General features: G+C 69.9%; 15 protein-coding genes and 2 rRNA genes. 10 read left to right on the top strand and 7 right to left on the bottom strand.

Annotated features, from left to right (window positions below):
• Positions 1-2,820, top strand: a 23S ribosomal RNA gene (locus N5I75_RS24840); the annotation flags it as partial.
• An 87-nt stretch (positions 2,821-2,907) separates the two neighbouring features.
• Positions 2,908-3,024: ribosomal RNA gene (gene rrf, locus N5I75_RS24835) — 5S ribosomal RNA — on the top strand.
• 91 nt (positions 3,025-3,115) lie between these two features.
• Here the strand turns inward: rrf and N5I75_RS24830 are convergent.
• The 5 genes from N5I75_RS24830 to N5I75_RS24810 all read right to left on the bottom strand — a co-directional run bounded on the left by N5I75_RS24830 (position 3,116) and on the right by N5I75_RS24810 (position 8,953).
• Positions 3,116-4,426 (bottom strand): DUF58 domain-containing protein, encoded by a 1,311-nt coding sequence (locus tag N5I75_RS24830; RefSeq protein WP_476680718.1) that lies wholly within the window; start codon positions 4,424-4,426, stop codon positions 3,116-3,118.
• 22 nt (positions 4,427-4,448) lie between these two features.
• Complete coding sequence (locus tag N5I75_RS24825; RefSeq protein WP_476680716.1) at positions 4,449-5,438, bottom strand: AAA family ATPase; 990 nt, start codon at positions 5,436-5,438, stop codon at positions 4,449-4,451.
• Positions 5,438-6,604 (bottom strand): DUF4350 domain-containing protein, encoded by a 1,167-nt coding sequence (locus tag N5I75_RS24820; RefSeq protein WP_476680752.1) that lies wholly within the window; start codon positions 6,602-6,604, stop codon positions 5,438-5,440. The genes N5I75_RS24825 and N5I75_RS24820 overlap by 1 nt, the downstream gene beginning before the upstream one ends.
• A gap of 269 nt (positions 6,605-6,873) precedes the next feature.
• Entirely contained in the window at positions 6,874-7,551 is a 678-nt protein-coding gene (locus tag N5I75_RS24815) for a DUF4129 domain-containing protein (RefSeq protein WP_476680750.1), read from the bottom strand.
• A gap of 22 nt (positions 7,552-7,573) precedes the next feature.
• Positions 7,574-8,953: a DUF7847 domain-containing protein gene (locus N5I75_RS24810; protein ID WP_476680714.1), complete on the bottom strand. Its 1,380-nt coding sequence runs from the start codon at positions 8,951-8,953 to the stop codon at positions 7,574-7,576.
• Between the two features lie 140 nt (positions 8,954-9,093).
• Between N5I75_RS24810 and mtnA the strand changes: the two genes are divergently transcribed.
• From mtnA to N5I75_RS24775, 7 genes are all read left to right on the top strand, one after another.
• Positions 9,094-10,281: an S-methyl-5-thioribose-1-phosphate isomerase gene (mtnA, locus tag N5I75_RS24805; protein WP_476680712.1), complete on the top strand. Its 1,188-nt coding sequence runs from the start codon at positions 9,094-9,096 to the stop codon at positions 10,279-10,281.
• Positions 10,282-10,285: 4 nt separating this feature from the next.
• Complete coding sequence (gene mtrA / locus N5I75_RS24800) at positions 10,286-10,975, top strand: two-component system response regulator MtrA (RefSeq protein ID WP_199836122.1); 690 nt, start codon at positions 10,286-10,288, stop codon at positions 10,973-10,975.
• 1 nt (position 10,976) lies between these two features.
• Positions 10,977-13,121 carry an MtrAB system histidine kinase MtrB gene (gene mtrB / locus N5I75_RS24795; protein WP_476680710.1) on the top strand — a complete coding sequence of 715 codons (2,145 nt, stop codon included), beginning with the start codon at positions 10,977-10,979 and terminating at the stop codon, positions 13,119-13,121.
• A complete protein-coding gene (locus N5I75_RS24790; RefSeq protein ID WP_476680708.1) occupies positions 13,108-14,967 on the top strand; it encodes an LpqB family beta-propeller domain-containing protein in 1,860 nt (619 codons plus the stop codon). The genes mtrB and N5I75_RS24790 overlap by 14 nt, the downstream gene beginning before the upstream one ends.
• A 98-nt stretch (positions 14,968-15,065) precedes the next feature.
• A complete protein-coding gene (locus N5I75_RS24785) occupies positions 15,066-15,842 on the top strand; it encodes a ComF family protein (RefSeq protein ID WP_476680706.1) in 777 nt (258 codons plus the stop codon).
• A 336-nt stretch (positions 15,843-16,178) separates the two neighbouring features.
• Positions 16,179-16,880 carry a ribosome hibernation-promoting factor, HPF/YfiA family gene (gene hpf / locus N5I75_RS24780; protein WP_476680704.1) on the top strand — a complete coding sequence of 234 codons (702 nt, stop codon included), beginning with the start codon at positions 16,179-16,181 and terminating at the stop codon, positions 16,878-16,880.
• A gap of 236 nt (positions 16,881-17,116) precedes the next feature.
• Positions 17,117-17,869: a response regulator gene (locus N5I75_RS24775; protein ID WP_476680702.1), complete on the top strand. Its 753-nt coding sequence runs from the start codon at positions 17,117-17,119 to the stop codon at positions 17,867-17,869.
• Positions 17,870-17,893: 24 nt separating this feature from the next.
• Here N5I75_RS24775 and N5I75_RS24770 read toward each other — a convergent pair whose 3' ends face one another.
• Together N5I75_RS24770 and N5I75_RS24765 are read right to left on the bottom strand one after the other, a co-directional pair.
• Positions 17,894-19,057, bottom strand: coding sequence for a winged helix-turn-helix domain-containing protein (locus tag N5I75_RS24770; protein ID WP_476680700.1), 1,164 nt, complete (start codon positions 19,055-19,057; stop codon positions 17,894-17,896).
• Positions 19,058-19,107: 50 nt separating this feature from the next.
• Positions 19,108-19,680, bottom strand: a complete 573-nt coding sequence (locus N5I75_RS24765) for a GNAT family N-acetyltransferase (RefSeq protein WP_476680698.1) — start codon at positions 19,678-19,680, stop codon at positions 19,108-19,110.
• A 197-nt stretch (positions 19,681-19,877) separates the two neighbouring features.
• On the opposite strand from N5I75_RS24765, the gene secA reads away from it, so the two are divergent.
• Positions 19,878-22,688 (top strand): preprotein translocase subunit SecA, encoded by a 2,811-nt coding sequence (secA, locus tag N5I75_RS24760; RefSeq protein ID WP_476680696.1) that lies wholly within the window; start codon positions 19,878-19,880, stop codon positions 22,686-22,688.
• Positions 22,689-22,738: the final 50 nt, after the last annotated feature.

Below are 22,738 nucleotides of genomic sequence, written 5' to 3'. Positions count from 1 at the left end.
TTGCGTCGTGGGGGTTGTGGGATCTCTCTTTCACAGTCTGCCGGCTGTGAGACGAGTCAGAAACCGTTGATGTAGGCGAAGGACATGCGAAAGGTCCGGCGTAGAGGGTAAGACCCCCGTAGTCGAAACGTCAGCGGCTCGTTTGAGAGACCACCCAAGTAGCACGGGGCCCGAGAAATCCCGTGTGAATCTGGCGGGACCACCCGTTAAGCCTAAATATTCCCTGGTGACCGATAGCGGATAGTACCGTGAGGGAATGGTGAAAAGTACCGCGGGAGCGGAGTGAAATAGTACCTGAAACCGTGTGCCTACAAGCCGTGGGAGCGTCGCGCAAGGAACTTGTTCCTTGCGTCGTGACTGCGTGCCTTTTGAAGAATGAGCCTGCGAGTTTTGCGGTGTGTTGCGAGGTTAACCCGTGTGGGGAAGCCGTAGCGAAAGCGAGTCCGAACAGGGCGACATAGTAGCGCGCTCAAGACCCGAAGCGGAGTGATCTAGCCATGGGCAGGTTGAAGCGGAGGTAAGACTTCGTGGAGGACCGAACCCACCAGGGTTGAAAACCTGGGGGATGACCTGTGGTTAGGGGTGAAAGCCAATCAAACTCCGTGATAGCTGGTTCTCCCCGAAATGCATTTAGGTGCAGCGTCGTGTGTTTCTTGCCGGAGGTAGAGCACTGGATAGGCGATGGGCCCTACCGGGTTACTGACCTTAGCCAAACTCCGAATGCCGGTAAGTGAGAGCGCGGCAGTGAGACTGTGGGGGATAAGCTCCATGGTCGAGAGGGAAACAGCCCAGAGCATCGACTAAGGCCCTAAGCGTACGCTAAGTGGGAAAGGATGTGGAGTCGCACAGACAACCAGGAGGTTGGCTTAGAAGCAGCCACCCTTGAAAGAGTGCGTAATAGCTCACTGGTCTAGTGATTCCGCGCCGACAATGTAGCGGGGCTCAAGCGTACCGCCGAAGTCGTGTCATTCATGCAACAGCCCCAACGGGTGTATGGATGGGTAGGGGAGCGTCGTGTGCCGGGTGAAGCCGCAGCGGAAGCTAGTGGTGGACGGTTCACGAGTGAGAATGCAGGCATGAGTAGCGATACACACGTGAGAAACGTGTGCGCCGATTGACTAAGGGTTCCTGGGTCAAGCTGATCTGCCCAGGGTAAGTCGGGACCTAAGGCGAGGCCGACAGGCGTAGTCGATGGATAACCGGTTGATATTCCGGTACCCGCTGTGAAGCGTCAAACATCGAATCCAGTGATGCTAAGGCCGTGAAGCCGTTCCGGACCCTTCGGGGAATGGAAAGTGGTGGAGCCGCCGACCCGATCTGGTAGTAGGTGAGTGATGGGGTGACGCAGGAAGGTAGTCCAGCCCGGGCGGTGGTTGTCCCGGGGTAAGGGTGTAGGCCGTGCGGTAGGTAAATCCGTCGCACATCAAGGCTGAGACCTGATGCCGAGCCGATTGTGGTGAAGTGGATGATCCTATGCTGTCGAGAAAAGCCTCTAGCGAGTTTCATGGCGGCCCGTACCCTAAACCGACTCAGGTGGTCAGGTAGAGAATACCGAGGCGTTCGGGTGAACTATGGTTAAGGAACTCGGCAAAATGCCCCCGTAACTTCGGGAGAAGGGGGGCCATCACCGGTGATGACATTTACTGTCTGAGCTGGGGGTGGCCGCAGAGACCAGCGAGAAGCGACTGTTTACTAAAAACACAGGTCCGTGCGAAGCCGTAAGGCGATGTATACGGACTGACGCCTGCCCGGTGCTGGAACGTTAAGGGGACCGGTTAGTGCACTTTCGGGTGTGCGAAGCTGAGAACTTAAGCGCCAGTAAACGGCGGTGGTAACTATAACCATCCTAAGGTAGCGAAATTCCTTGTCGGGTAAGTTCCGACCTGCACGAATGGCGTAACGACTTCTCGACTGTCTCAACCATAGGCCCGGTGAAATTGCACTACGAGTAAAGATGCTCGTTTCGCGCAGCAGGACGGAAAGACCCCGGGACCTTCACTACAGTTTGATATTGGTGTTCGGTTCGGCTTGTGTAGGATAGGTGGGAGACTGTGAACTCTGGACGCCAGTTCAGGGGAGTCGTCGTTGAAATACCACTCTGGTCGTGCTGGATGTCTAACCTGGGTCCGTGATCCGGATCAGGGACAGTGTCTGATGGGTAGTTTAACTGGGGCGGTTGCCTCCTAAAGAGTAACGGAGGCGCCCAAAGGTTCCCTCAGCCTGGTTGGTAATCAGGTGTTGAGTGTAAGTGCACAAGGGAGCTTGACTGTGAGACCGACGGGTCGAGCAGGGACGAAAGTCGGGACTAGTGATCCGGCGGTGGCTTGTGGAAGCGCCGTCGCTCAACGGATAAAAGGTACCCCGGGGATAACAGGCTGATCTTCCCCAAGAGTCCATATCGACGGGATGGTTTGGCACCTCGATGTCGGCTCGTCGCATCCTGGGGCTGGAGTCGGTCCCAAGGGTTGGGCTGTTCGCCCATTAAAGCGGTACGCGAGCTGGGTTTAGAACGTCGTGAGACAGTTCGGTCCCTATCCGCTGTGCGCGTAGGAGTCTTGAGAAGGGCTGTCCCTAGTACGAGAGGACCGGGACGGACGAACCTCTGGTGTGCCAGTTGTCCTGCCAAGGGCATGGCTGGTTGGCTACGTTCGGAAAGGATAACCGCTGAAAGCATCTAAGCGGGAAGCCTGCTTCGAGATGAGGACTCCCACCCCCATGAGGGGTTAAGGCTCCCAGTAGACGACTGGGTTGATAGGCCAGATCTGGAAGCCCGGTAACGGGTGGAGGTGACTGGTACTAATAGGCCGAGGGCTTGTCCTCAGTTGCTCGCGTCCACTGTGTTGGTTCTGAAACCACGAACAACCGTCGTAGCCATGGTCACGGCTCCGGTTGACAGTTTCATAGTGTTTCGGTGGTCATAGCGTGAGGGAAACGCCCGGTTACATTCCGAACCCGGAAGCTAAGCCTCACAGCGCCGATGGTACTGCAGGGGGGACCCTGTGGGAGAGTAGGACGCCGCCGAACTTATTGTTAAGGGAAAGCCCCGTGCCGATGGCACGGGGCTTTTCTGCGTTTTGAGCTATGCAGCTAAAGCGGCAACCCGCCGCCCCTGTATTCAGAGGCGGCCGGCTGCCTTCAGCGACAGATAGGCGTCTGCGAGAGCGGGGGCCAGTTCCGACGGGGTCGCGTCCACGACGGTGACGCCGTGGCGGGTGAGCTTTTCGGCGGTGCGGAGACGCTCGGCCTTGGCCTGGGCAGCCGAGGCGGCGTTGTAGACGGCCTCCGTGGTGCCACGAGACGCGGCCATCGTCTCGATCGCCGGGTCGGCGACGGATGCCACGATTACCGTGTGGCGCTTCGTCAGGCGGGTGAGGACCGGGAGCAGGCCCTCCTCGACGGGGGCCGCCTGCAGGGACGTAAGAAGGACGATCAGGGAGCGGCGGGGAGCTGTGTGCACCGCCGTGGCGGTGAGGCCGCGGGCGTCTGTTTCGACGAGCTCGGGCTCCAGGGGGGCCATGGCGTTGACCAGCGCCGGGAGAACTTCGCCTGCGGTGCGGCCCTGGACCAGGGCGCGGGTGCGGCGGTCGTAGGCGAGGAGGTCGACGCGGTCGCCGGCGCGGGAGGCCAGGGCGCCGAGGAGGAGAGCCGCGTCCATCGAGGCGTCGAGGCGTGGGGCGTCGCCGACGCGGCCCGCTGACGTGCGGCCGGTGTCGAGGACCAGCAGGATGTGGCGGTCGCGTTCGGGGCGCCAGGTGCGGACGGCCACCGCGGACTGGCGGGCGGTCGCACGCCAGTCGATGGAGCGGGTGTCGTCGCCGGGGACGTACTCGCGCAAGCTGTCGAACTCCGTGCCTTCGCCCCTGGTCAGGACGCTGGTGCGGCCGTCGAGTTCGCGGAGGCGGGCCAGCTTGGAGGGGAGGTGCTTGCGGCTGTGGAACGGGGGGAGGACACGGACCGTCCACGGGACGGCGTGGGTGCCCTGGCGGGTGAAGAGGCCCAGGGGGCCGTAGGAGCGGACGGTCACGCGGTCCGCTCGGCGGTCGCCTCGCCGGGTGGGGAGGAGGCGGGTGGTGACGCGGCGGCGTTCACCCGCGGGGATCGTCACACGGTGGCGGGACGCGTCGTGCTCCGTGCCCTGGCGCCAGGTGCTGGGCGGCCAGGCGTCGCGGAGGTGGGCGCGCAAGGGGCGGCGTGACGGGTTGGTGATCGTCAGGGTGACGTAGGCCGGGTCGCCGAGGCGTACGGAGGTGTCGCCGGAGCGGGTGAGGCGCAGGCGGCGTACGGGGGCCGCCAGGGCGAAGTCGCAGGCGCAGGCCAGGGCCAGGGGGGTGTTGACGGCGAGGATGCCCGTCCAGCTGGGCTCCCAGATCCCGACGGGGAGGGAGCCCAGGGCGGCGAGCAGGGCCGTGCGTCCGGTGAGGGCCATGTCGTGGTCGTCTCCGGCCTGGTCAGCGGGGGACGGGGACGTGGGTGAGGAGCGCGTTGATGACCGAGTCCGGGGTCACGCCCTCCATCTCCGCCTCCGGGCGCAGTTGCACGCGGTGGCGGAGGGTGGGGAGGGCGAGGGCTTTGACGTCGTCGGGGGTGACGTAGTCGCGGCCGGTCAGCCAGGCCCAGGCGCGGGCCGTCGAGAGCAGGGCTGTCGCGCCGCGCGGGGAGACGCCGAGGGTCAGCGACGGGGATTCGCGGGTGGCGCGGCAGATGTCGACGACGTATGCCGTGATCTCGGGGGAAACGCTTGTCTTGGCCACTGCCGCGCGGGCCGTCTCCAGGTCGGCCGCCGTGGCCACGGGGCGGATGCCCGCCGCCTGGAGGTCGCGGGGGTTGAAGCCGGCGGCGTGGCGGTTCAGGACGTCGATCTCGTCCTGGCGGGTGGGGAGAGGAACGTTCAGCTTGAGGAGGAAGCGGTCCAGTTGGGCTTCCGGGAGGGGGTACGTGCCCTCGTATTCGACCGGGTTCTGGGTCGCGATGACCATGAATGGGTCGGGGAGGGGGCGCGGGGTGCCGTCGACCGTGATCTGGCGCTCCTCCATGGCCTCCAGGAGAGAGGACTGGGTCTTGGGCGGGGTCCGGTTGATCTCGTCCGCGAGGAGGAGGTTGGTGAAGGCCGGGCCCGGCTGGAAGGAGAAACGGGAGGTGTGGGTGTCGTAGACGAGGGAGCCCGTGACGTCGCTGGGCATCAGGTCCGGGGTGAACTGGACGCGCTTGGTGTCGAGTTCGAGGGATGCGGCGAGGGCGCGTACGAGGAGGGTCTTCGCCACGCCGGGGACGCCTTCGAGGAGGACGTGGCCGCGGCAGAGGAGGGCCACGACCAGGCCCGTGACGGTGGGGTCCTGGCCGACCACGGCCTTCGCGATCTCCGTGCGCAGGGCTTCCAGGGACGCCCTTGAGCTGCGGGGATCGGTCGTGGGCCCGGCGTTGTCAGTGGTCGGGTCCATCATGAATGGCGTACCTCTCTTTCGAGGGCGTCGAGGTGGTCGGCGAGTGCGATGAGCGCTGCGTCGGTGGCCGGCGGGGGGCCGAAGAGGAGGGTGTGCAAGTCCTGGTCGGGCGTCGGGAGTTGACGGGCCAGGGCGGGGAGGAAGGTCTCGGGCATGTGGGCCTGGGACGGGGGGACGCCGATGAGGGGGGCCAGCGTGGTGCGGGTGGAGATACGCAGGGCCGTGGCGGCGCGGTCGCGGGCGTTCGCCTTGCGGTAGAGGCGGGCGCGGCCTTCGACGGTCTCGGAGGCGCGGATCGCGACGGGGAGTCGTTCGGGGACCAGCGGGCCGAGGCGGCGTGCGCGCCACAGGGCGGCGAGGGCTGCCGCGACGAAGAGTTGCAGGGTGCCCCAGAGCCAGCCCGAGGGGATCAGGTCGAAGAAGCTGCGGTCGTTCGCGTCCTCTGCTGACGCGGCTTCGTCGGAGAGGGAGGGGAGGTACCAGACCACATGGGGGCGGGTACCGAGGAGTTGCAGGGCGAGGGAGGCGTTGCCGTGCTCGTCGAGGCGGTCGTTGAGCAGGATGTCGGGGGAGCCGAGGACGACGGTGTCGCCGTCGCCGGTGGGTGCGGGGATGCGCAGGAGCGTGGGGGCGCCGTCGCTGGGGTAGCAGGCGTCCGCGCCCGGGAGCGTGGTGTCGTAGCGGTAGCCGCCGGTGTCGGCCGTGCCGGCGCGGCGGGCGGCGGGCAGCAGGCAGTCCGGGGCGAGGGTGGTGTCGATGCTGGGCGTGGAGTCGGCGTCGACGCCGGGGACGAGGTGCCCGACGGAGGCGGGGCCCGGGGCGACGAGGACGGTGCGGCCGCCCGAGTCCGCGGTCGCGGCCTGCAGTTGGTCCTGCTGGTGCCGGGTGAGCAGGTCGGGGACGGCGACGAGGAGCGTGGTGTCGCGGCCGGTCGCGGCGCGGGCCTTGGCGGTCGTGGTGACCACGCGGGTGTCGACGCCCCGGTCGGCGAGGAGTTCGGCGACGGCCCGGCTGCCGTACTGGTCGGCGGAGCGGGGGTCGAGCGTGCCGTGCTTCTCGTTGGAGCGGACCGCCGCGATGGCCACGCCCGCGACCAGGAGGAGGACGAGCGCGAGGGCGATGCCGCGCGTGCGGGTCCAGATCTGACGGGGGGTGGGCGTGATGGAGGTGGCGTCGGAGGGGGTTTCCGGCGCGGGCGGCGGGGGCGCCGTGAGTGTCGTCGAGGCGGGAGCTGTGGGCCCGGCGGCAGTGTGGGCGGGGGCCGGCCGGTCGCTCTGGTGGCCCGTGCTCGGGGCAGTGTCCGGAGCGGGCCGGGTGCCGGTGTCCGGCGGGAAGTGGGCGTCCGGGGTGCTGCCCGGCGGGCCGTCGATGGTGGTGCGGGGCTCCGGGGTGTCTCCGGTGCCGCCCCCAGTGCTGGAGTACGGGGTGTTCGTCACCGGGGCGCTCCTGCGGGGGTCGGCAGGGACGGGGCTGTGCGGTGGAGCTCGGTGTCCAGGGTGGTGAGCGTGGTGTACGTGGCCTGGGTCGCCGTGCGGCCGCCGTACGCGATGTCGTCGAAGGTGCGGGCCGCCTTGTGGAGGGCGTCGGTGTGGGCCGGGAACGGGCGGGCGGCTTCGGAGGCCGCCTCGTCGGCGGTGCGGCCGGGGCGGGGGTCCAGGAGGGCGCGTTCCTCCAGGGAGCGCACGAGGGCGCGCATGCGTTCCTGCACGGCCTGGTTCCATTGGCCCTGGGCGGCGTGGGCGTCGGCGGCCGCGCGGTGTTCGGCGGCGCTGCGCGGGCGGTCGTCGAAGAGCGGGGCCTGTGAGGAGACCGGGGAGCGGCGGGGGGTGCCGAGGCGCCACCAGAGAAGGAGGCCGAGGGCGAGGACGGCCAGGATGATGACGATCAGGCCGAGCGTGCCGCCCGGGGCGGCGCCGGACGCGGCGGAGAAGAGGTCGTCGACCCAGTCCCAGAACTTGTTCAGGGCGCGCATGAACCAGCTCGGGTCGTTCTCGTGGTACGCGGGCCTGGACAGCTCCCGCTCGGCCGCTTCCCGCGCGGGGTCGCGCGAGATCGTCACCGGTGGCTCGTCGCCGCCGGCGCGCGTGAGCCGGGCCGCGGCCGCGAGCATCCCCCCGTGCGCGCCCACCCCATCAGCTCCCCGGGGTGGCGCCGGGGGCGTCCCCGTAGCCGTGCAGGCCGGCGGCGCGTCCGAGTTCGAGGTCGAGGGCCTCGCGGCGGATGCGCTGGTCTATGTAGAGCAGCACGGTGACACCCGCGGTGATCGGGAAGGTGATGGTCGAGCCGACGACCGAGCCGATGCCGCTGATGATCAGGAAGGCCCAGCCGACGTCGCCGCTGGTCTCGAGGAACCCGGCCACGCCGTCGCCGCCGACGATGCCGGCGACGATGCTGAAGGGCACCAGGATGATCGACGCGACGACCTGGGTGATGATCGCGGCGAGGAACTGGATGCCGAAGACCCGCCACCACGAGCCCCGGACGAGCTTGGCGGAGCGGCTCATGGCCCTGCGGACGGTCTGCTTCTCCAGCATCAGCGCGGGCGAGGCGAGGGAGAAGCGGTACCAGAGCCAGACCGCGAAGCCGAACCCGACGAGGCCGCCGAGGACGGCGAGGGCGATCCCGCCGTCGGTCGAGCCGAGCACGGCGAGCAGGATGCCGGGGATCGTGCCGACGAGCATGACCGCGGCGCAGATCAGCGGCAGCAGCAGGGTCAGGCCGAGGAGCCGGAGGACCTGCGGGCGGGCTTCGCGCCAGGCCTCCTTGATGGTGACCGACGTGCCGAGGACGGCGCGGCTGGTGACCGTGGTGAGCAGGGCCGTCGCGACGATCGTGCCGAGCAGCGTGACCACGAGCACCACACCGAGGCCGCCCAGGACCTCGCCCATCGCGCGCGTCAGCTCGGCGGCGCTGGCGTTCGGGTCGTCGAGGACATCGGTGGTCGCGCCGTCCAGGGCGAAGCCCTGGAGGAGGACGACGAGGACTTCGGTGATCACGGCGACGGTGAGCGCGATGCCGAGGACCGTGCGCCAGTGCGTGCGCATGGTCGACACGGCGCCGTCGAGGATCTCGCCGACGCCGAGCGGGCGCAGCGGGATGACGCCGGGCTTGGCGGCGGGGGGCGGGCCGCCGTAACCGCCGTGCCCCCAGGGGCCGGGGCCGCCGGGGCCGCCCTGGCCGCCGCCCCAGCCTTGGCCGCCGCCCCAGTTCTGTCCGTTGCCACCCCAGTTCTGGCCGCCGCCCCAGCCCTGGCCCTGGCCGGGGGCCGGAGGGGGCGGTGGTGGCGGCGGTGCCTGGCCGGAGCCGGGCGCGGGCGGGCCGGAGGGTGCGGACCACTGGGCGGGCGGTGGCTGCTCCTTGGACCACTGGGGGCCCTGGCCCGCGGAGTCCTGCGGACCCGCGCCCTGGCCGTCGCCGCTCTGACCGTCGCCGCTGCGACCGTCCTGGCGGTGGTCGCCAGGGCCGTCGGAGGGGGCGGATCCGGGCGATGCCCAGCCCGGAGTGTCGTTCATCGTCGCTCCTTCACGGTGCCCGTCCGCGGTCGCGGCGGCAGGTTGGCTGCCATCGTGCCATGGGGTGGGCGCCAGGTGACCTGGGCCCGTAGGGGCTGGACACCTTCAATTGTCGGCCCGGTCCGGGGCAGACTGGGCAGATGGCTGATCAGTACGCGCAAACCGGCGGGGACATACGGCCCAGCGAGGACATACAGCCCAAGACCATCGACATACCGGCGATCAGGTGGGAGGAACCGGCCGAGGGGCCCGTTCTGGTCCTCCTCGACCAGACCCGGTTGCCGGCCGAGGAGATCGAGCTGGTGTGCACCGACCCGCAGGGTCTGGTGCAGGCGATCCGCTCCCTGTCCGTGCGCGGGGCTCCGCTGCTCGGCATCGCCGGAGCGTACGGAGTGGCGCTCGCGGCGGCCCGCGGGTTCGACGTGCAGGACGCGGCGGACGCGCTGGCGGGGGCGCGGCCCACCGCGGTCAACCTGGCGTACGGCGTGCGCCGGGCCCAGGAGGCGTACCGCGCCGCCGTGGGGAACGGCTCGGGTGGAGGTGCCGCCGTACGGGAGCGGGCCGCCGCGGCTGCGCTCGCCGCCGCGCGGGCGCTGCACCAGGAGGACGCCGAGGCCAGCGCCAAGATGGCCGAGCACGGGTTGCGGCTGCTCGACGAGCTGCTGCCCGGCGGCAACCACCGGGTGCTTACGCACTGCAACACCGGGGCGCTGGTGTCCGGCGGGGAGGGCACCGCCTTCGCCGTGGCGCTCGCCGCGCACCGGGCGGGGCGGCTGCGCCGACTGTGGGTCGACGAGACGCGTCCGCTGTTGCAGGGCGCGCGGCTCACGGCGTACGAGGCGGCTCGCAACGGGATGGCGTACACGCTGCTCACGGACAACGCGGCGGGGTCGCTGTTCGCCGCGGGCGAGGTGGACGCGGTGCTCATCGGGGCGGACCGGATCGCCGCGGACGGTTCGGTGGCCAACAAGGTGGGGAGCTATCCGCTCGCCGTGCTGGCGCGATATCACCACGTGCCGTTCATCGTGGTGGCGCCGGTGACGACGGTCGATCTGAGGACTCCGGACGGTGCGTCCATCGAGGTGGAGCAGCGGGCCGGGCATGAAGTGACGGAGGTCACGGCGCCGCAGGCGCCGCTGGCCGGGATGGAGGCAGGTGGCGGGATTCCGGTGGCACCGCTGGGAACGCAGGCGTACAACCCCGCGTTCGACGTGACGCCGCCGGAGCTGGTGACGGCGATCGTCACGGAGTGGGGCGTTGTTTCCCCTGTGACGGGTGGGAGTCTGGAGGACCTGTGTTCGAGGTCACGCCAGGTAACGATTAGCTAATGGGATGATGTGGTCCATGAAGGGACGAGTCCTTGTCGTCGACGACGACACCGCACTGGCCGAGATGCTCGGCATTGTGCTGCGTGGTGAAGGTTTTGAGCCGTCGTTCGTGGCCGACGGCGACAAGGCGCTGGCCGCTTTCCGTGAGACCAAGCCCGATCTGGTCCTCCTGGACCTCATGCTGCCCGGAAGGGACGGCATCGAGGTCTGCCGTCTGATCAGGGCGGAGTCCGGGGTTCCGATCGTGATGCTCACGGCGAAGAGCGACACCGTCGATGTCGTCGTGGGTCTGGAGTCGGGCGCGGACGACTACATCGTGAAGCCGTTCAAGCCGAAGGAGCTCGTGGCCCGCATCCGGGCGCGGCTGCGGAGGTCGGAGGAGCCCGCGCCCGAGCAGCTGGCCATAGGTGACCTGGTCATCGATGTGGCCGGGCACTCGGTCAAGCGGGACGGGCAGTCGATCGCGCTGACGCCGCTGGAGTTCGATTTGCTGGTCGCTCTTGCGCGGAAGCCCTGGCAGGTCTTCACGCGTGAGGTGCTCCTCGAGCAGGTCTGGGGCTACCGGCACGCGGCGGACACCCGCCTGGTCAACGTGCATGTGCAGCGGCTGCGCTCGAAGGTCGAGAAGGACCCCGAGCGGCCGGAGATCGTGGTGACCGTCCGTGGCGTCGGTTACAAGGCCGGACCGAGCTGACATGTCCCGGAACAGTGCCGCTTCGGCGCCCGGCAAGCCGGGGTCCCGCCCGGAGCGGCCTGTGGGACAGGCGGCCGGGCGTGGCTCCCGGCTGCGCCGCGTCATGGACGGCGGGCTGCTGCTCCAGGGCGGGATGAACGGCAGTCCGGTGCTGCGTCTGTTCACCCGCTGGGTGCGGCGGCCGCTGCTGCCCGCGATGCGGCTGTGGCGGCGCAACATCCAGCTGAAGGTCGTCGTCACGACGTTGCTGATGTCGCTCGGTGTCGTGCTGCTGCTCGGCATCGTCGTCATCGGCTCGGTGCGCAACGGCCTGCTCGACGCCAAGGTCAAGGCGTCGCAGAGCCAGGCCGAGGGCGGGTTCCGCGCGGCCAAGGACCGGGCGGACACGTCGGCCACCGGGGTGCGGGACGGCGCGGCCGCCGACAGCCGCACGACGCTCAATCCGAACGTGTGGCTGAGCGACCTTGTCACGCAGCTCTCCAGCGGCGGCAAGGGCGCCTACGACGTGGTGACGCTCAGCCCCGACGACGCGGGCAGCGGGAGCGGCCGCGGGCCGCGCGCCTCCGGGGACGTGGAGCCGGACCGCAGCGTGCCCGACGACCTGCGCGCGCGGGTCGATCGCATGACCGGCGCTTCGCAGGAGTACACGCGCATCATCTACCGGGACGGTGAGACCCAGCCGGGCCTCGTCATCGGCAAGCGGCTCGCCGACCCGCAGGGCCACGGCTACCAGCTGTACTACCTCTTCCCGCTGACGCAGGAGGAGAAGTCCCTCGGCCTCGTGAAGGGCACTCTGGCGACGGCCGGGCTGTTCGTGGTCGTGCTGCTCGGGGCCATCGCCTGGCTCGTCGTGCGCCAGGTCGTCACGCCCGTGCGGATGGCCGCCGGAGTGGCCGAGCGGCTCTCCGCGGGCCGCCTCCAGGAACGTATGAAGGTGACCGGCGAGGACGACATCGCGCGCCTCGGCGAGGCCTTCAACAAGATGGCGCAGAACCTTCATCTCAAGATCCAGCAGCTTGAGGACCTGTCGCGGATGCAGCGGCGGTTCGTCTCCGACGTCAGCCATGAGCTGCGCACGCCGCTGACGACCGTACGGATGGCCGCCGATGTCATCCATGAGGCGCGGGTCGATTTCGATCCGGTGACCGCGCGCTCCGCGGAGCTGCTCGCCGACCAGCTCGACCGGTTCGAGTCGCTCCTTGCGGACCTGCTGGAGATCAGCCGGTTCGACGCCGGGGCGGCTGCCCTTGAGGCGGAGCCGATAGATCTGCGGGAGGTCGTGCGCCGGGTCGTCGGCGGCGCCGAGCCGCTCGCCGAGCGCAAGGGCACGCACATACGCGTCGTCGGCGACGAGCTGCCGGTGGTGGCCGAGGCGGACGCGCGCCGGGTGGAGCGCGTCCTGCGCAACCTGGTCGTGAACGCCGTGGAGCACGGCGAGGGCAAGGACGTCGTGGTGCGGCTCGCCGCCGCGGGTGGCGCGGTCGCCGTGGCGGTGCGCGACTACGGGGTCGGGCTCAAGCCGGGCGAGGCGACGCGCGTGTTCAGCCGGTTCTGGCGGGCCGACCCGGCACGCGCGCGTACGACGGGCGGTACGGGCCTCGGCCTGTCGATCGCCCTGGAGGACGCGCGGCTGCACGGCGGCTGGCTGCAGGCGTGGGGCGAGCCCGGCGGCGGCTCGCAGTTCCGGCTGACCCTGCCGCGGACGGCGGACGAGCCGCTGCGCGGGTCGCCGATACCGCTGGAGCCGGAGGACTCGCGGCGCGGCCGTGCGCCCGGCGACACGGAGGGCGCGGCCTCGGGCCGCAAGCTGGCGACGGTCCCGGCGCAGACGCCGCCGGCCGGACCGGCCAACGGCCAGATGCAGACGCAGATGGCGCCGCGCTTCTCGCAGACCTCGGTCCCCGCGGACCCGACGGCGCTGCCGGGGAGCGGTGCGCGGGTGGTGCCCCGTGGCGGCGCGAGCAACGGGGACGGTGCGCCGAGCGTGCCGCGGCAGCCGGACGAGCGTGCGGTGCCCGGGCCGGACCGGTCCGAGGCGCCGTCGCGTCCCGGTGCGCCGTCGGACGACGTGGCGGTGGGCGGGCGCCGGGACCGGACCGCGGAGTCGGGCGAGCGTGGCGAAGGGGGCAGCGGTGGGCGTGCGTGAGGTGCGGGGGCCGGGCCGTAGGCGCGGCATGCGGTCCGGCGCGTTCGTCGGGTGCGCGGTGGTGGTGCTCGCCGGGTGCGCGTCCATGCCGGACAAGGGCGGGCTCGAGTCCGTGGAGGCGTCGCAGCGGCCGGACTCGCAGGTACGCGTGTTCGCGTTGCCGCCGCGGGACGGGGCCAGCCCCAACAGCGTCGTCGACGGCTTCCTTGAGGCGCTGACCAGCGATGATCCCTCGTACGCGATGGCGCGCAAGTATCTGACGCCGAAGGCGGCCAAGGAGTGGCGGCCGGGGCAGGAGACCGTCGTGCTCGCCGACGGGCCGAGCGCGCGGCCCGCCAGCCAGCAGGACGGCGGCGACGAGGGGCAGACCTTCAAGCTGATCGGTCAGCGGGTCGCGACGGTCGACAAGCAGCAGGCCTACCAGCCGGACTCCGGCGAGTACGGGCAGAGTCTGCATCTGTCCCTGGTCAAGACCGCCAAGGGCAAGCAGTGGCGGATCGACGACCTGCCGACCGGAGTCGTGCTCGGAGAGTCCGACTTCCAGCGGGTCTACCAGTCCGTCAACAAGTACTACTACGCCGTGGATTCGGTCTCCGAGGACGCGGCCCCGCAGAAGCAGCTCGTCGCCGACCCCGTCTTCGTACGGCAGTGGACGGATCCGCTGACCGAGACGGTCAAGGAGGTCCTCGCCGGGCCGACGCGGTGGCTGGACCCCGCCGTGCGGACGGCGTTCCCGACGGGGGCGGGCCTCAAGAAGGGCTTCGAGTCCCTCGCGCCGGACGACGCGAACAAGCTGACCGTGCCGCTGAACACGCAGGCCGAGGCGGTCACGCCGACCAAGTGCAAGGAGATGGCGGCCCAGCTCCTGTATTCCCTGCGGGACCTGTCGTCGTCGAGCGTGAGCGAGGTCGAGCTGAAGCGTGCGGACGGCCGGTTCATGTGCGCGCTGAACGAGTCGGAGGCGGACGCCTTCGTGGCGCCCCGGCGCTCCCCCGTCATGGACAACCAGTACTTCCTGGACGGCAAGGGGCGGCTCGTCCGCATGGCGGGCAGCAGCAGCTCCGACCGGGAGCCCGCGCGGGTGCCGGGGCCGCTGGGCGAGGGCGTGCAGTCGCTGCGGTCCGTGGCGGTCTCGCGGGACCAGGAGCGCGGCGCGGGCGTGTCGGGCGACGGGCGGTCGCTGTACGTGGCCTCGTTCGTCTCCAGCGCCTCGCTCGGGGACCCGCTGGTGCGCAGCCAGGCCGCCTCGGTGAAGGACGGCCTGTCGAAGCCCAGCTGGGACGGGCGCGGCGACCTGTGGGTGGCCGACCGGGACCCGGATCACGCGCGGCTGCTCGTGTTCGGGCAGGGCCTCGGCGACAAGATGCAGGAGGTCTCCACGGACGGGCTCGCCGACGGCGCCCGGATCGAGGCGGTCAAGGCGTCCGCCGACGGTGCGCGGATCGCGCTCCTGGTGAAGGAAAAGGGCGCGACGTCGCTGCGGATCGGGCGCGTCGAACGGCATTCCGACGGGGAGGGGGGCGTCGAGTTCTCCGTCGCCGACCTGCGCATCGCCGCGCCGGAGATGGAGGACGTCACCGCCGTGTCCTGGGCGGGCGGCAGCCGCCTCCTGGTCGTCGGCCGGGAGGCCGGTGAGCTCCAGCAGATGCGGTACGTGCAGTGCGACGGCTCGACGCCGACGGGGCAGGCGCTGCCCGGTCTGACCCGCGTCAGCGAGATCGCCGCCTCCGAGGACGACCGGCTGCCGCTGCTCGCCCACTCGGACGACGGCATCGTCCGGCTGCCGCCGGGCGCGGCGTGGCAGTCGGTGCTCAAGGACGGGACGGCGCCGGTCTACCCCGGATAACCCGGCCCGGAGCTCCTGCCTGTCAGACCAGGCCGGTTGTCCACAGGCCGTTGTCCACAGGGCTGGTGGTGGCCCTGGCCGGAGGGCAGAGTGGGGGTATGCGGGGGTGGTGGCAGGACCTCTCCGATCTGGTGCTGCCGGCTCTGTGCGCGGGCTGCGGCAGGTCTCGTACGTCGCTGTGCGCGGGGTGTTCGGCGGCGTTGAGCGGTGCTGTGCCCGGCCGGGTACGGCCCCGCTCCGAGGCGCCCGGGCTGCCCGTCGTGCACGCGGCCGCGCCGTACGAGGGCGCCGTGCGGGCCGTGCTGCTCGCGCACAAGGAGCGCGGGGCGCTGGGGCTCGCGGGGCCGCTCGGCGCCGCGCTGGCGGGCGCGGTCCGGCAGGGGGCGCCCAGGGCCGACGGAAGGACCCTCGCGCTCGTCCCCGTACCCTCCGCGCCCCGTGCCGTACGGGCCCGTGGGCACGACCCCATGCGGCGCATCGCGTACGTCGCGGCGGCCGAGCTGCGGCGGGCCGGGGCTCCGGCGAGAGTGCTGGGTCTGCTGCGGCAGCGGCGTGCGGTGGCCGATCAGGCCGGGCTCGACGCCCGGGAGCGGCTCGCGAACGTGACCGGTGCGCTGGAGGTGGCGGCCGGGGCGGACGGGCTTCTGCGCGAAGTTGGCCGGATTGTGGTGGTCGACGACCTCATGACGACCGGCGCGTCCCTGGCCGAGGCGCACCGCGCCTTGCGCGCATTGACGCATCCGGTATCGGGTAACGGGGAGGTCGCAGGCGCGCGGGAACACCGCGTGACGGGTTCTCGAATGACGGGCGCGGACGAGGTCCTGGGGGCGGTGATCGCCGCCTCTCCGGATTCCTTCGAAATAAACCGGAAGTGACCGAGAATCTGCGTCATTGCAGGTCGCAGGAGGGTTATTTCCACTGAATGGAGGTACGCGTCAGTAGAGGGTGACGACATCCGTCCGGGCGAGATATGTTCGGATGTGAGGAACTTGGCGAGAAAGACAGCCTCTGTGCCTCGCATATCGGATTGCCGTCCCGTGGGTTTGCACAAGGATTCCGCAATCACCCGGAACGGTGGGGTGGAGATCTTGTCCGCGGGGGAGGAGGAGGTGGAAGTCACCGAGTCCGAGGCTCCGGATATGGCCGGAGCCTGGTGCAAGAGGGAGTAGCTCCGCCGACCAGAGCGGAGCGATCCGGGAACGGAGTTCTGCGTGGACATCGTCGTCAAGGGCCGCAAGACCGAGGTACCGGAGCGGTTCCGCAAGCACGTGGCCGAGAAGCTGAAGCTGGACAAGATCCAGAAGCTCGACGGCAAGGTGATCAGCCTCGACGTAGAGGTGTCCAAGGAGCCCAACCCCCGACAGGCCGACCGGTGCGACCGCGTGGAGATCACGCTGCGCACGCGCGGCCCGGTGATCCGGGCCGAAGCCGCGGCGAGCGACCCGTACGCGGCGCTCGACCTCGCCACCGACAAGCTGGACGCGCGGCTGCGCAAGGAGCACAGCAAGCGGTCGACGCGGCGCGGCACCAAGCGGATCTCGGCGGCCGAGGTGGCCGAGGTGGTCCCGGGCGCGGCGACGTTGAACGGGGACGGTTCGGTCGTCCGGGACGAGGCCGAGACCGACGGCGTACCCACCACCAAGATGGGGTCGCTCGAGGTCCAGGGCGAGGGCCCGCTCATCGTGCGCGAGAAGACGCACGTGGCGGCGCCCATGACGCTCGACCAGGCGCTCTACGAGATGGAGCTGGTCGGGCACGACTTCTATCTGTTCGTCGACTCCGAGACCAAGGAACCGAGCGTCGTCTACCGCCGCCACGCCTACGACTACGGCGTCATCCACCTCAGCACCGACCCCATGGTGACCGACGCGGAGACGCGCGGCGCCGACGCGGGTGACGCCATCGGCGGCTGAGCCCGTCCGGACAGCCGGCCCACCCGGGCACAGTTGTCCGAAAACCCGCTCATCGGGTGCCCCTGGAGCGCGCATGCGCCCCCGGGGGCACCTTTGTGCGACCCCTCAGTGCGCCGCACCGTCGTCGCGCGGACGCCGGGGCATGAAATCATGGCTGGGCCGGGTCAACCGGCTTGTCGGCGCCTCCGGTTGGCGCGGCACAGGACGACAGGCCACGGCCTTCAGGGGGAGGAACGATGGCGGACAGCTTCGGACCGATGCGGGGCGAGGGCGCCGGCGCTGCCGACGACGGCGCCGGCATGGGACCGGACGCGGGCTCCCCGCGCAAGGAGCCCATCCGGGTCCTTGTGGTCGACGACCACGCGCTGTTCCGGCGCGGCCTCGAGATCGTCCTCGCCGCCGAGGAGGACATCCAGGTCGTCGGCGAGGCCGGGGACGGCGCGGAGGCGGTGGACAAGGCGGCCGACCTGCTGCCGGACATCGTCCTGATGGACGTGCGGATGCCCAAGCGGGGCGGGATCGAGGCGTGCACCTCCATCAAGGAGGTGGCACCCAGCGCGAAGATCATCATGCTGACGATCAGCGACGAGGAAGCCGATCTCTACGACGCGATCAAGGCCGGTGCGACCGGTTATCTGCTGAAGGAGATCTCCACCGACGAGGTGGCCACGGCCATTCGCGCGGTCGCCGACGGGCAGTCGCAGATCAGCCCCTCGATGGCGTCGAAACTGCTCACCGAGTTCAAGTCGATGATCCAGCGCACCGACGAGCGCAGGCTCGTGCCCGCGCCCCGGCTGACCGACCGGGAACTCGAAGTGCTGAAGCTCGTCGCGACCGGCATGAACAACCGGGACATCGCCAAGGAGCTGTTCATCTCCGAGAACACCGTGAAGAACCATGTGCGCAACATCCTGGAGAAGCTGCAGCTGCACTCCAGGATGGAGGCCGTGGTCTACGCGATGCGCGAGAAGATCCTCGAGATCCGTTAGTCCAGATCTGTTGGTCCAGATCCGTTAGTCCAGCGCTTTGATCAGGGCCTGCTTCAGCTCAGGCACGTCCATGCGCTCCACCCGTACGCTGTCGCAGCCGACCCAGCTCGCCGCCTCGCGCAGCGCCTCGGCGACCCCTGCGACCGCCTTCGGGCCGTCCAGGGAGACCTGCCGGGCGACCAGGGTGGAGCCCTCGCGCGCGGGGTCGACGCGGCCCACCAGGCGGCCTCCGGCGAGCACCGGCATCGCGAAGTAGCCGTGCACCCGCTTCGGCTTGGGGACGTACGCCTCCAGGCGGTGCGCGAAGCCGAAGATCCGCTCCGTGCGCGCCCGCTCCCAGACCAGGGAGTCGAAGGGCGACAGGAGCGTCGTGCGGTGGCGGCCGCGCGGCACGGAGGCCAGCGCCGCCGGATCGGCCCACGCGGGCTTGGTCCAGCCCTGGACCGCCACCGGGACCAGGCCGGTGTCCGCGATCACCGCGTCGAACTGCTCGCTCTTGAGGCGGTGGTAGTCGGCGATGTCCGCGCGCGTGCCGACGCCGAGCGCCTCGCCCGCCTGCCGGACCAGACGGCGCACGCACTCCCGGTCGTCCAGCTCGTCATGGAGCAGTTCGGCGGGGACGGCGCGCTCCGCCAGGTCGTAGACCCGCTTCCAGGAGCGGCGCTCCACGCACACCACCTCGCCGTACATCAGCGCGCGCTCGACGGCGATCTTCGACTCGGACCAGTCCCACCACTCGCCCTTGTTCTTCGCGCCGCCCAACTCCGTGGCGGTGAGCGGGCCTTCGGTGCGGAGCTGCTTGACGACCTGCTCGTACGCCCCGTCGGGCAGGTCGTGGTGCCAGTGCGGGCGGGCGCGGTAGGCGCGGCGGCGGAACGCGAAGTGCGGCCACTCCTCGATCGGCAGGACGCAGGCGGCGTGCGACCAGTACTCGAAGGCGTGGCGGTCGCTCCAGTACGCCGCCTCGACGGCGGTCCTGCCGACCGCGCCCAGGCGCGCGTACGGGATCAGCTCGTGGGAGCGGGCGAGGACCGAGATCGTGTCGAGCTGCACCGCGCCCAGGTGGCGCAGGACCCCGCGGACCCCGCCCTTGCGGTCCGGGGCGCCGAGGAAGCCCTGGGCGCGCAGCGCGATGCGGCGGGCTTCGTCGGCGGACAGATCGGCGGCGGGACGCGGCAAGGTCGTCATGCCGGAAACGATAGGCCCGGCCACTGACAGTCAGGCCGCCACGACCGCTTTCAGGCGCGGGCCGGCAGGTACGGCACCGGGCAGGGCAGCCCCAGGTCGGACGGGAGCAGCGCGGCGATCCAGCAGTCGCGTACGACGTCCTTGTTGCGCAGGCCCGCGCGCAGGGTGCCCTCCATGGTGAAGCCGGCCTTCTCGGCGACCATGCGCGAGCCCGTGTTGCCCACTTCGGCCCGCCACTCCAGGCGCGTACAGCCGACGTCGGTGAAGGCCCAGCGGGCCAGGGCGAGGGTGGCCTCCGTCATGTAGCCGCGGCCGCGGTGCTCCTTGGCCGTCCAGAAGCCGATCTCCCAGGTGCCCGCGCGCGGGTGGTGCACCGAGATGGCGCCGAGGACCGGTCCGTCCTCCTCGGTGCGGACGGCGAAGGTGTACTCCGTGTCGGTGCGCCAGCCGTCGGCGACCACGCGCTGGACGAAGTATTCGGCGTCCCCGCGCGCGTAGGGCGAGGGAACCGGCACCCAGCGCTGGATCTCGGGGTCCTGGACCGCCGCGCACACCGCGTCGATGTCGGCGGGCTCGAAGGTGCGCAAGTGCAGGCGGGCGGTGGTCAGCTTCACGGGGTCCATCGCCCGATTCTGCTCGGGGCCGCGGCCGGGCGCCACGACTTTTCGGCTCCCGGAGCGGCACCTTCGAAGGCTCCCGTCCGTTGGACCTCATGGCAGACCTCCCGGCGCGGTGGGGTCCTCGCATACGATGGCCGTTGCTCAGGCTGTCGCTTGAGTAACCGACCGTGCCAGGCCCGACCGGCAAGGAGACCAACCGCGTGTCCGTCCTCCAGAAGATCATGCGTGCAGGCGAAGGCAAGATCCTGCGCAAGCTGCACCGCATCGCGGACCAGGTCAACTCCATCGAAGAGGACTTCGAGAGCCTCTCCGACGCCGAGCTGCGCGCCCTCACGGACGAGTACAAGGAGCGGCTCGCGGACGGCGAGACCCTCGACGACCTGCTGCCCGAGGCGTTCGCGACCGTGCGCGAGGCCGCCCGCCGCGTCCTCGGCCAGCGCCCCTACGACGTGCAGTTGATGGGTGGCGCCGCCCTCCACCTCGGCTACGTGGCGGAGATGAAGACCGGTGAGGGCAAGACCCTGGTCGGCACCCTGCCGACGTACCTGAACGCGCTGTCCGGCAAGGGCGTCCACCTGATCACGGTCAACGACTACCTGGCCGAGCGCGACTCCGAGATGATGGGCCGCGTCCACAAGTTCCTCGGCCTGACCGTCGGCTGCATCCTGGCGAACATGACGCCGGCGCAGCGCCGCGAGCAGTACAACTGCGACATCACGTACGGCACGAACAACGAGTTCGGCTTCGACTACCTGCGCGACAACATGGCGTGGTCGAAGGACGAGCTGGTCCAGCGCGGCCACAACTTCGCGGTGGTCGACGAGGTCGACTCCATCCTCGTCGACGAGGCCCGTACGCCGCTGATCATCTCCGGCCCCGCCGACCAGGCCACCAAGTGGTACGGCGACTTCGCGAAGCTCGTCACGCGCCTGAAGAAGGGCGAGGCGGGCAACCAGCTGAAGGGCATCGAGGAGACCGGCGACTACGAGGTCGACGAGAAGAAGCGCACCGTCGCCATCCACGAGTCCGGTGTCGCCAAGGTCGAGGACTGGCTGGGCATCGACAACCTCTACGAGTCGGTGAACACCCCGCTCGTCGGCTACCTGAACAACGCCATCAAGGCGAAGGAACTGTTCAAGAAGGACAAGGACTACGTCGTCATCGACGGCGAAGTCATGATCGTCGACGAGCACACCGGCCGTATCCTCGCCGGCCGCCGCTACAACGAGGGCATGCACCAGGCGATCGAGGCGAAGGAAGGGGTGGACATCAAGGACGAGAACCAGACGCTCGCCACGATCACCCTGCAGAACTTCTTCCGCCTCTACGACAAGCTCTCCGGCATGACCGGTACGGCGATGACCGAGGCCGCCGAGTTCCACCAGATCTACAAGCTCGGCGTCGTCCCGATCCCGACCAACAAGCCGATGGTCCGCAAGGACCAGGCCGACCTGATCTACCGCACCGAGGTCGCCAAGTTCGACGCGGTCGTCGACGACATCGCGGAGAAGCACGAGAAGGGCCAGCCGATCCTCGTCGGCACGACGTCGGTCGAGAAGTCCGAGTACCTCTCGCAGCAGCTCTCCAAGCGCGGTGTCCAGCACGAGGTGCTCAACGCCAAGCAGCACGACCGGGAGGCGACGATCGTCGCCCAGGCGGGCCGCAAGGGCGCCGTCACCGTCGCGACGAACATGGCGGGCCGCGGTACCGACATCAAGCTCGGCGGCAACCCCGACGACCTCGCCGAGGCCGAGCTGCGCCAGGCGGGCCTCGACCCCGTCGAGCACGTCGAGGAGTGGGCCGCTGCCCTGCCCGCCGCCCTGGAGAAGGCCGAGCAGGCCGTCAAGGCGGAGTTCGAGGAGGTCAAGGAGCTCGGCGGGCTCTACGTCCTCGGCACCGAGCGCCACGAGTCGCGGCGTATCGACAACCAGCTGCGCGGTCGTTCCGGCCGTCAGGGCGACCCCGGCGAGTCCCGCTTCTACCTCTCCCTCGGCGACGACCTGATGCGCCTGTTCAAGGCGCAGATGGTCGAGCGCGTCATGTCGATGGCGAACGTGCCGGACGACGTGCCGATCGAGAACAAGATGGTCACGCGCGCGATCGCCTCCGCGCAGTCGCAGGTCGAGCAGCAGAACTTCGAGACGCGCAAGAACGTCCTGAAGTACGACGAGGTGCTCAACCGCCAGCGCGAGGTCATCTACGGCGAGCGCCGCCGCGTCCTGGAGGGCGAGGACCTGCACGAGCAGGTGCAGCACTTCATGGACGACACGATCGACGCCTACATCCAGGCCGAGACCGCCGAGGGCTTCGCCGAGGAGTGGGACCTCGACCGGCTGTGGGGCGCCTTCAAGCAGCTCTACCCGATCAAGGTCACGGTCGAGGAGCTGGAGGAGGAGGCCGGTGACCGCGCCGGTCTGACCGCCGAGTTCATCGCCGAGGCCGTCAAGGACGACATCCACGCGCAGTACGAGCAGCGCGAGGAGCAGCTCGGCTCCGAGATCATGCGTGAGCTGGAGCGCCGGGTCGTCCTCTCCGTGCTCGACCGCAAGTGGCGCGAGCACCTCTACGAGATGGACTACCTCCAGGAGGGCATCGGCCTGCGCGCCATGGCGCAGAAGGACCCGCTGGTCGAGTACCAGCGCGAGGGCTTCGACATGTTCACCGCCATGATGGAGGGCATCAAGGAGGAGTCCGTCGGCTACCTGTTCAACCTGGAGGTCCAGGTCGAGCAGCAGGTCGAGGAGGTCCCGGTCGAGGACGCGGCGCCCGCCACGTCGCTCGACAAGGAGGACGCGGTTCCGGCGCAGGCCGGTTCGCGCCCGGAGATCCGCGCCAAGGGCCTCGACGCCCCGCAGCGCCCGGACCGCCTGCACTTCCAGGCGCCGAACGCCGAGGGCGGTGTCGACGAGGGCGACTTCGTCACCGAGGACGGGCCGACGCGCTCCGAGGCGGACGGTCTGACGCGGGCCGAGCGGCGCAAGCAGGCCAAGGGCCGCCGTCGCAAGAAGTAGCCCGGGGTCGTTCCGCGAAGGGCCGGGCGCCGTGCGCCCGGCCCTTCGCC

Source organism: Streptomyces sp. R818 (genome assembly GCF_056172735.1).
The sequence above is the reverse complement of the archived record's forward strand: the minus strand, read 5'-3'. Positions and strand labels throughout refer to the sequence as shown.

Excerpts from the sequence above, each read along its gene's own strand:
- N5I75_RS24830 (WP_476680718.1), bottom strand. The coding sequence starts at position 4,426 with ATGGCCCTCACCGGACGCACGGCCCTGCTCGCCGCCCTGGGCTCCCTC.
- N5I75_RS24825 (WP_476680716.1), bottom strand. The coding sequence starts at position 5,438 with ATGGACCCGACCACTGACAACGCCGGGCCCACGACCGATCCCCGCAGC.
- N5I75_RS24815 (WP_476680750.1), bottom strand. The coding sequence starts at position 7,551 with ATGCTCGCGGCCGCGGCCCGGCTCACGCGCGCCGGCGGCGACGAGCCA.
- N5I75_RS24810 (WP_476680714.1), bottom strand. The coding sequence starts at position 8,953 with ATGAACGACACTCCGGGCTGGGCATCGCCCGGATCCGCCCCCTCCGAC.
- mtnA (WP_476680712.1), top strand. The coding sequence starts at position 9,094 with ATGGCTGATCAGTACGCGCAAACCGGCGGGGACATACGGCCCAGCGAG.
- mtrA (WP_199836122.1), top strand. The coding sequence starts at position 10,286 with ATGATGTGGTCCATGAAGGGACGAGTCCTTGTCGTCGACGACGACACC.
- mtrB (WP_476680710.1), top strand. The coding sequence starts at position 10,977 with ATGTCCCGGAACAGTGCCGCTTCGGCGCCCGGCAAGCCGGGGTCCCGC.
- N5I75_RS24785 (WP_476680706.1), top strand. The coding sequence starts at position 15,066 with ATGCGGGGGTGGTGGCAGGACCTCTCCGATCTGGTGCTGCCGGCTCTG.
- N5I75_RS24775 (WP_476680702.1), top strand. The coding sequence starts at position 17,117 with ATGGCGGACAGCTTCGGACCGATGCGGGGCGAGGGCGCCGGCGCTGCC.
- N5I75_RS24770 (WP_476680700.1), bottom strand. The coding sequence starts at position 19,057 with ATGACGACCTTGCCGCGTCCCGCCGCCGATCTGTCCGCCGACGAAGCC.
- N5I75_RS24765 (WP_476680698.1), bottom strand. The coding sequence starts at position 19,680 with ATGGACCCCGTGAAGCTGACCACCGCCCGCCTGCACTTGCGCACCTTC.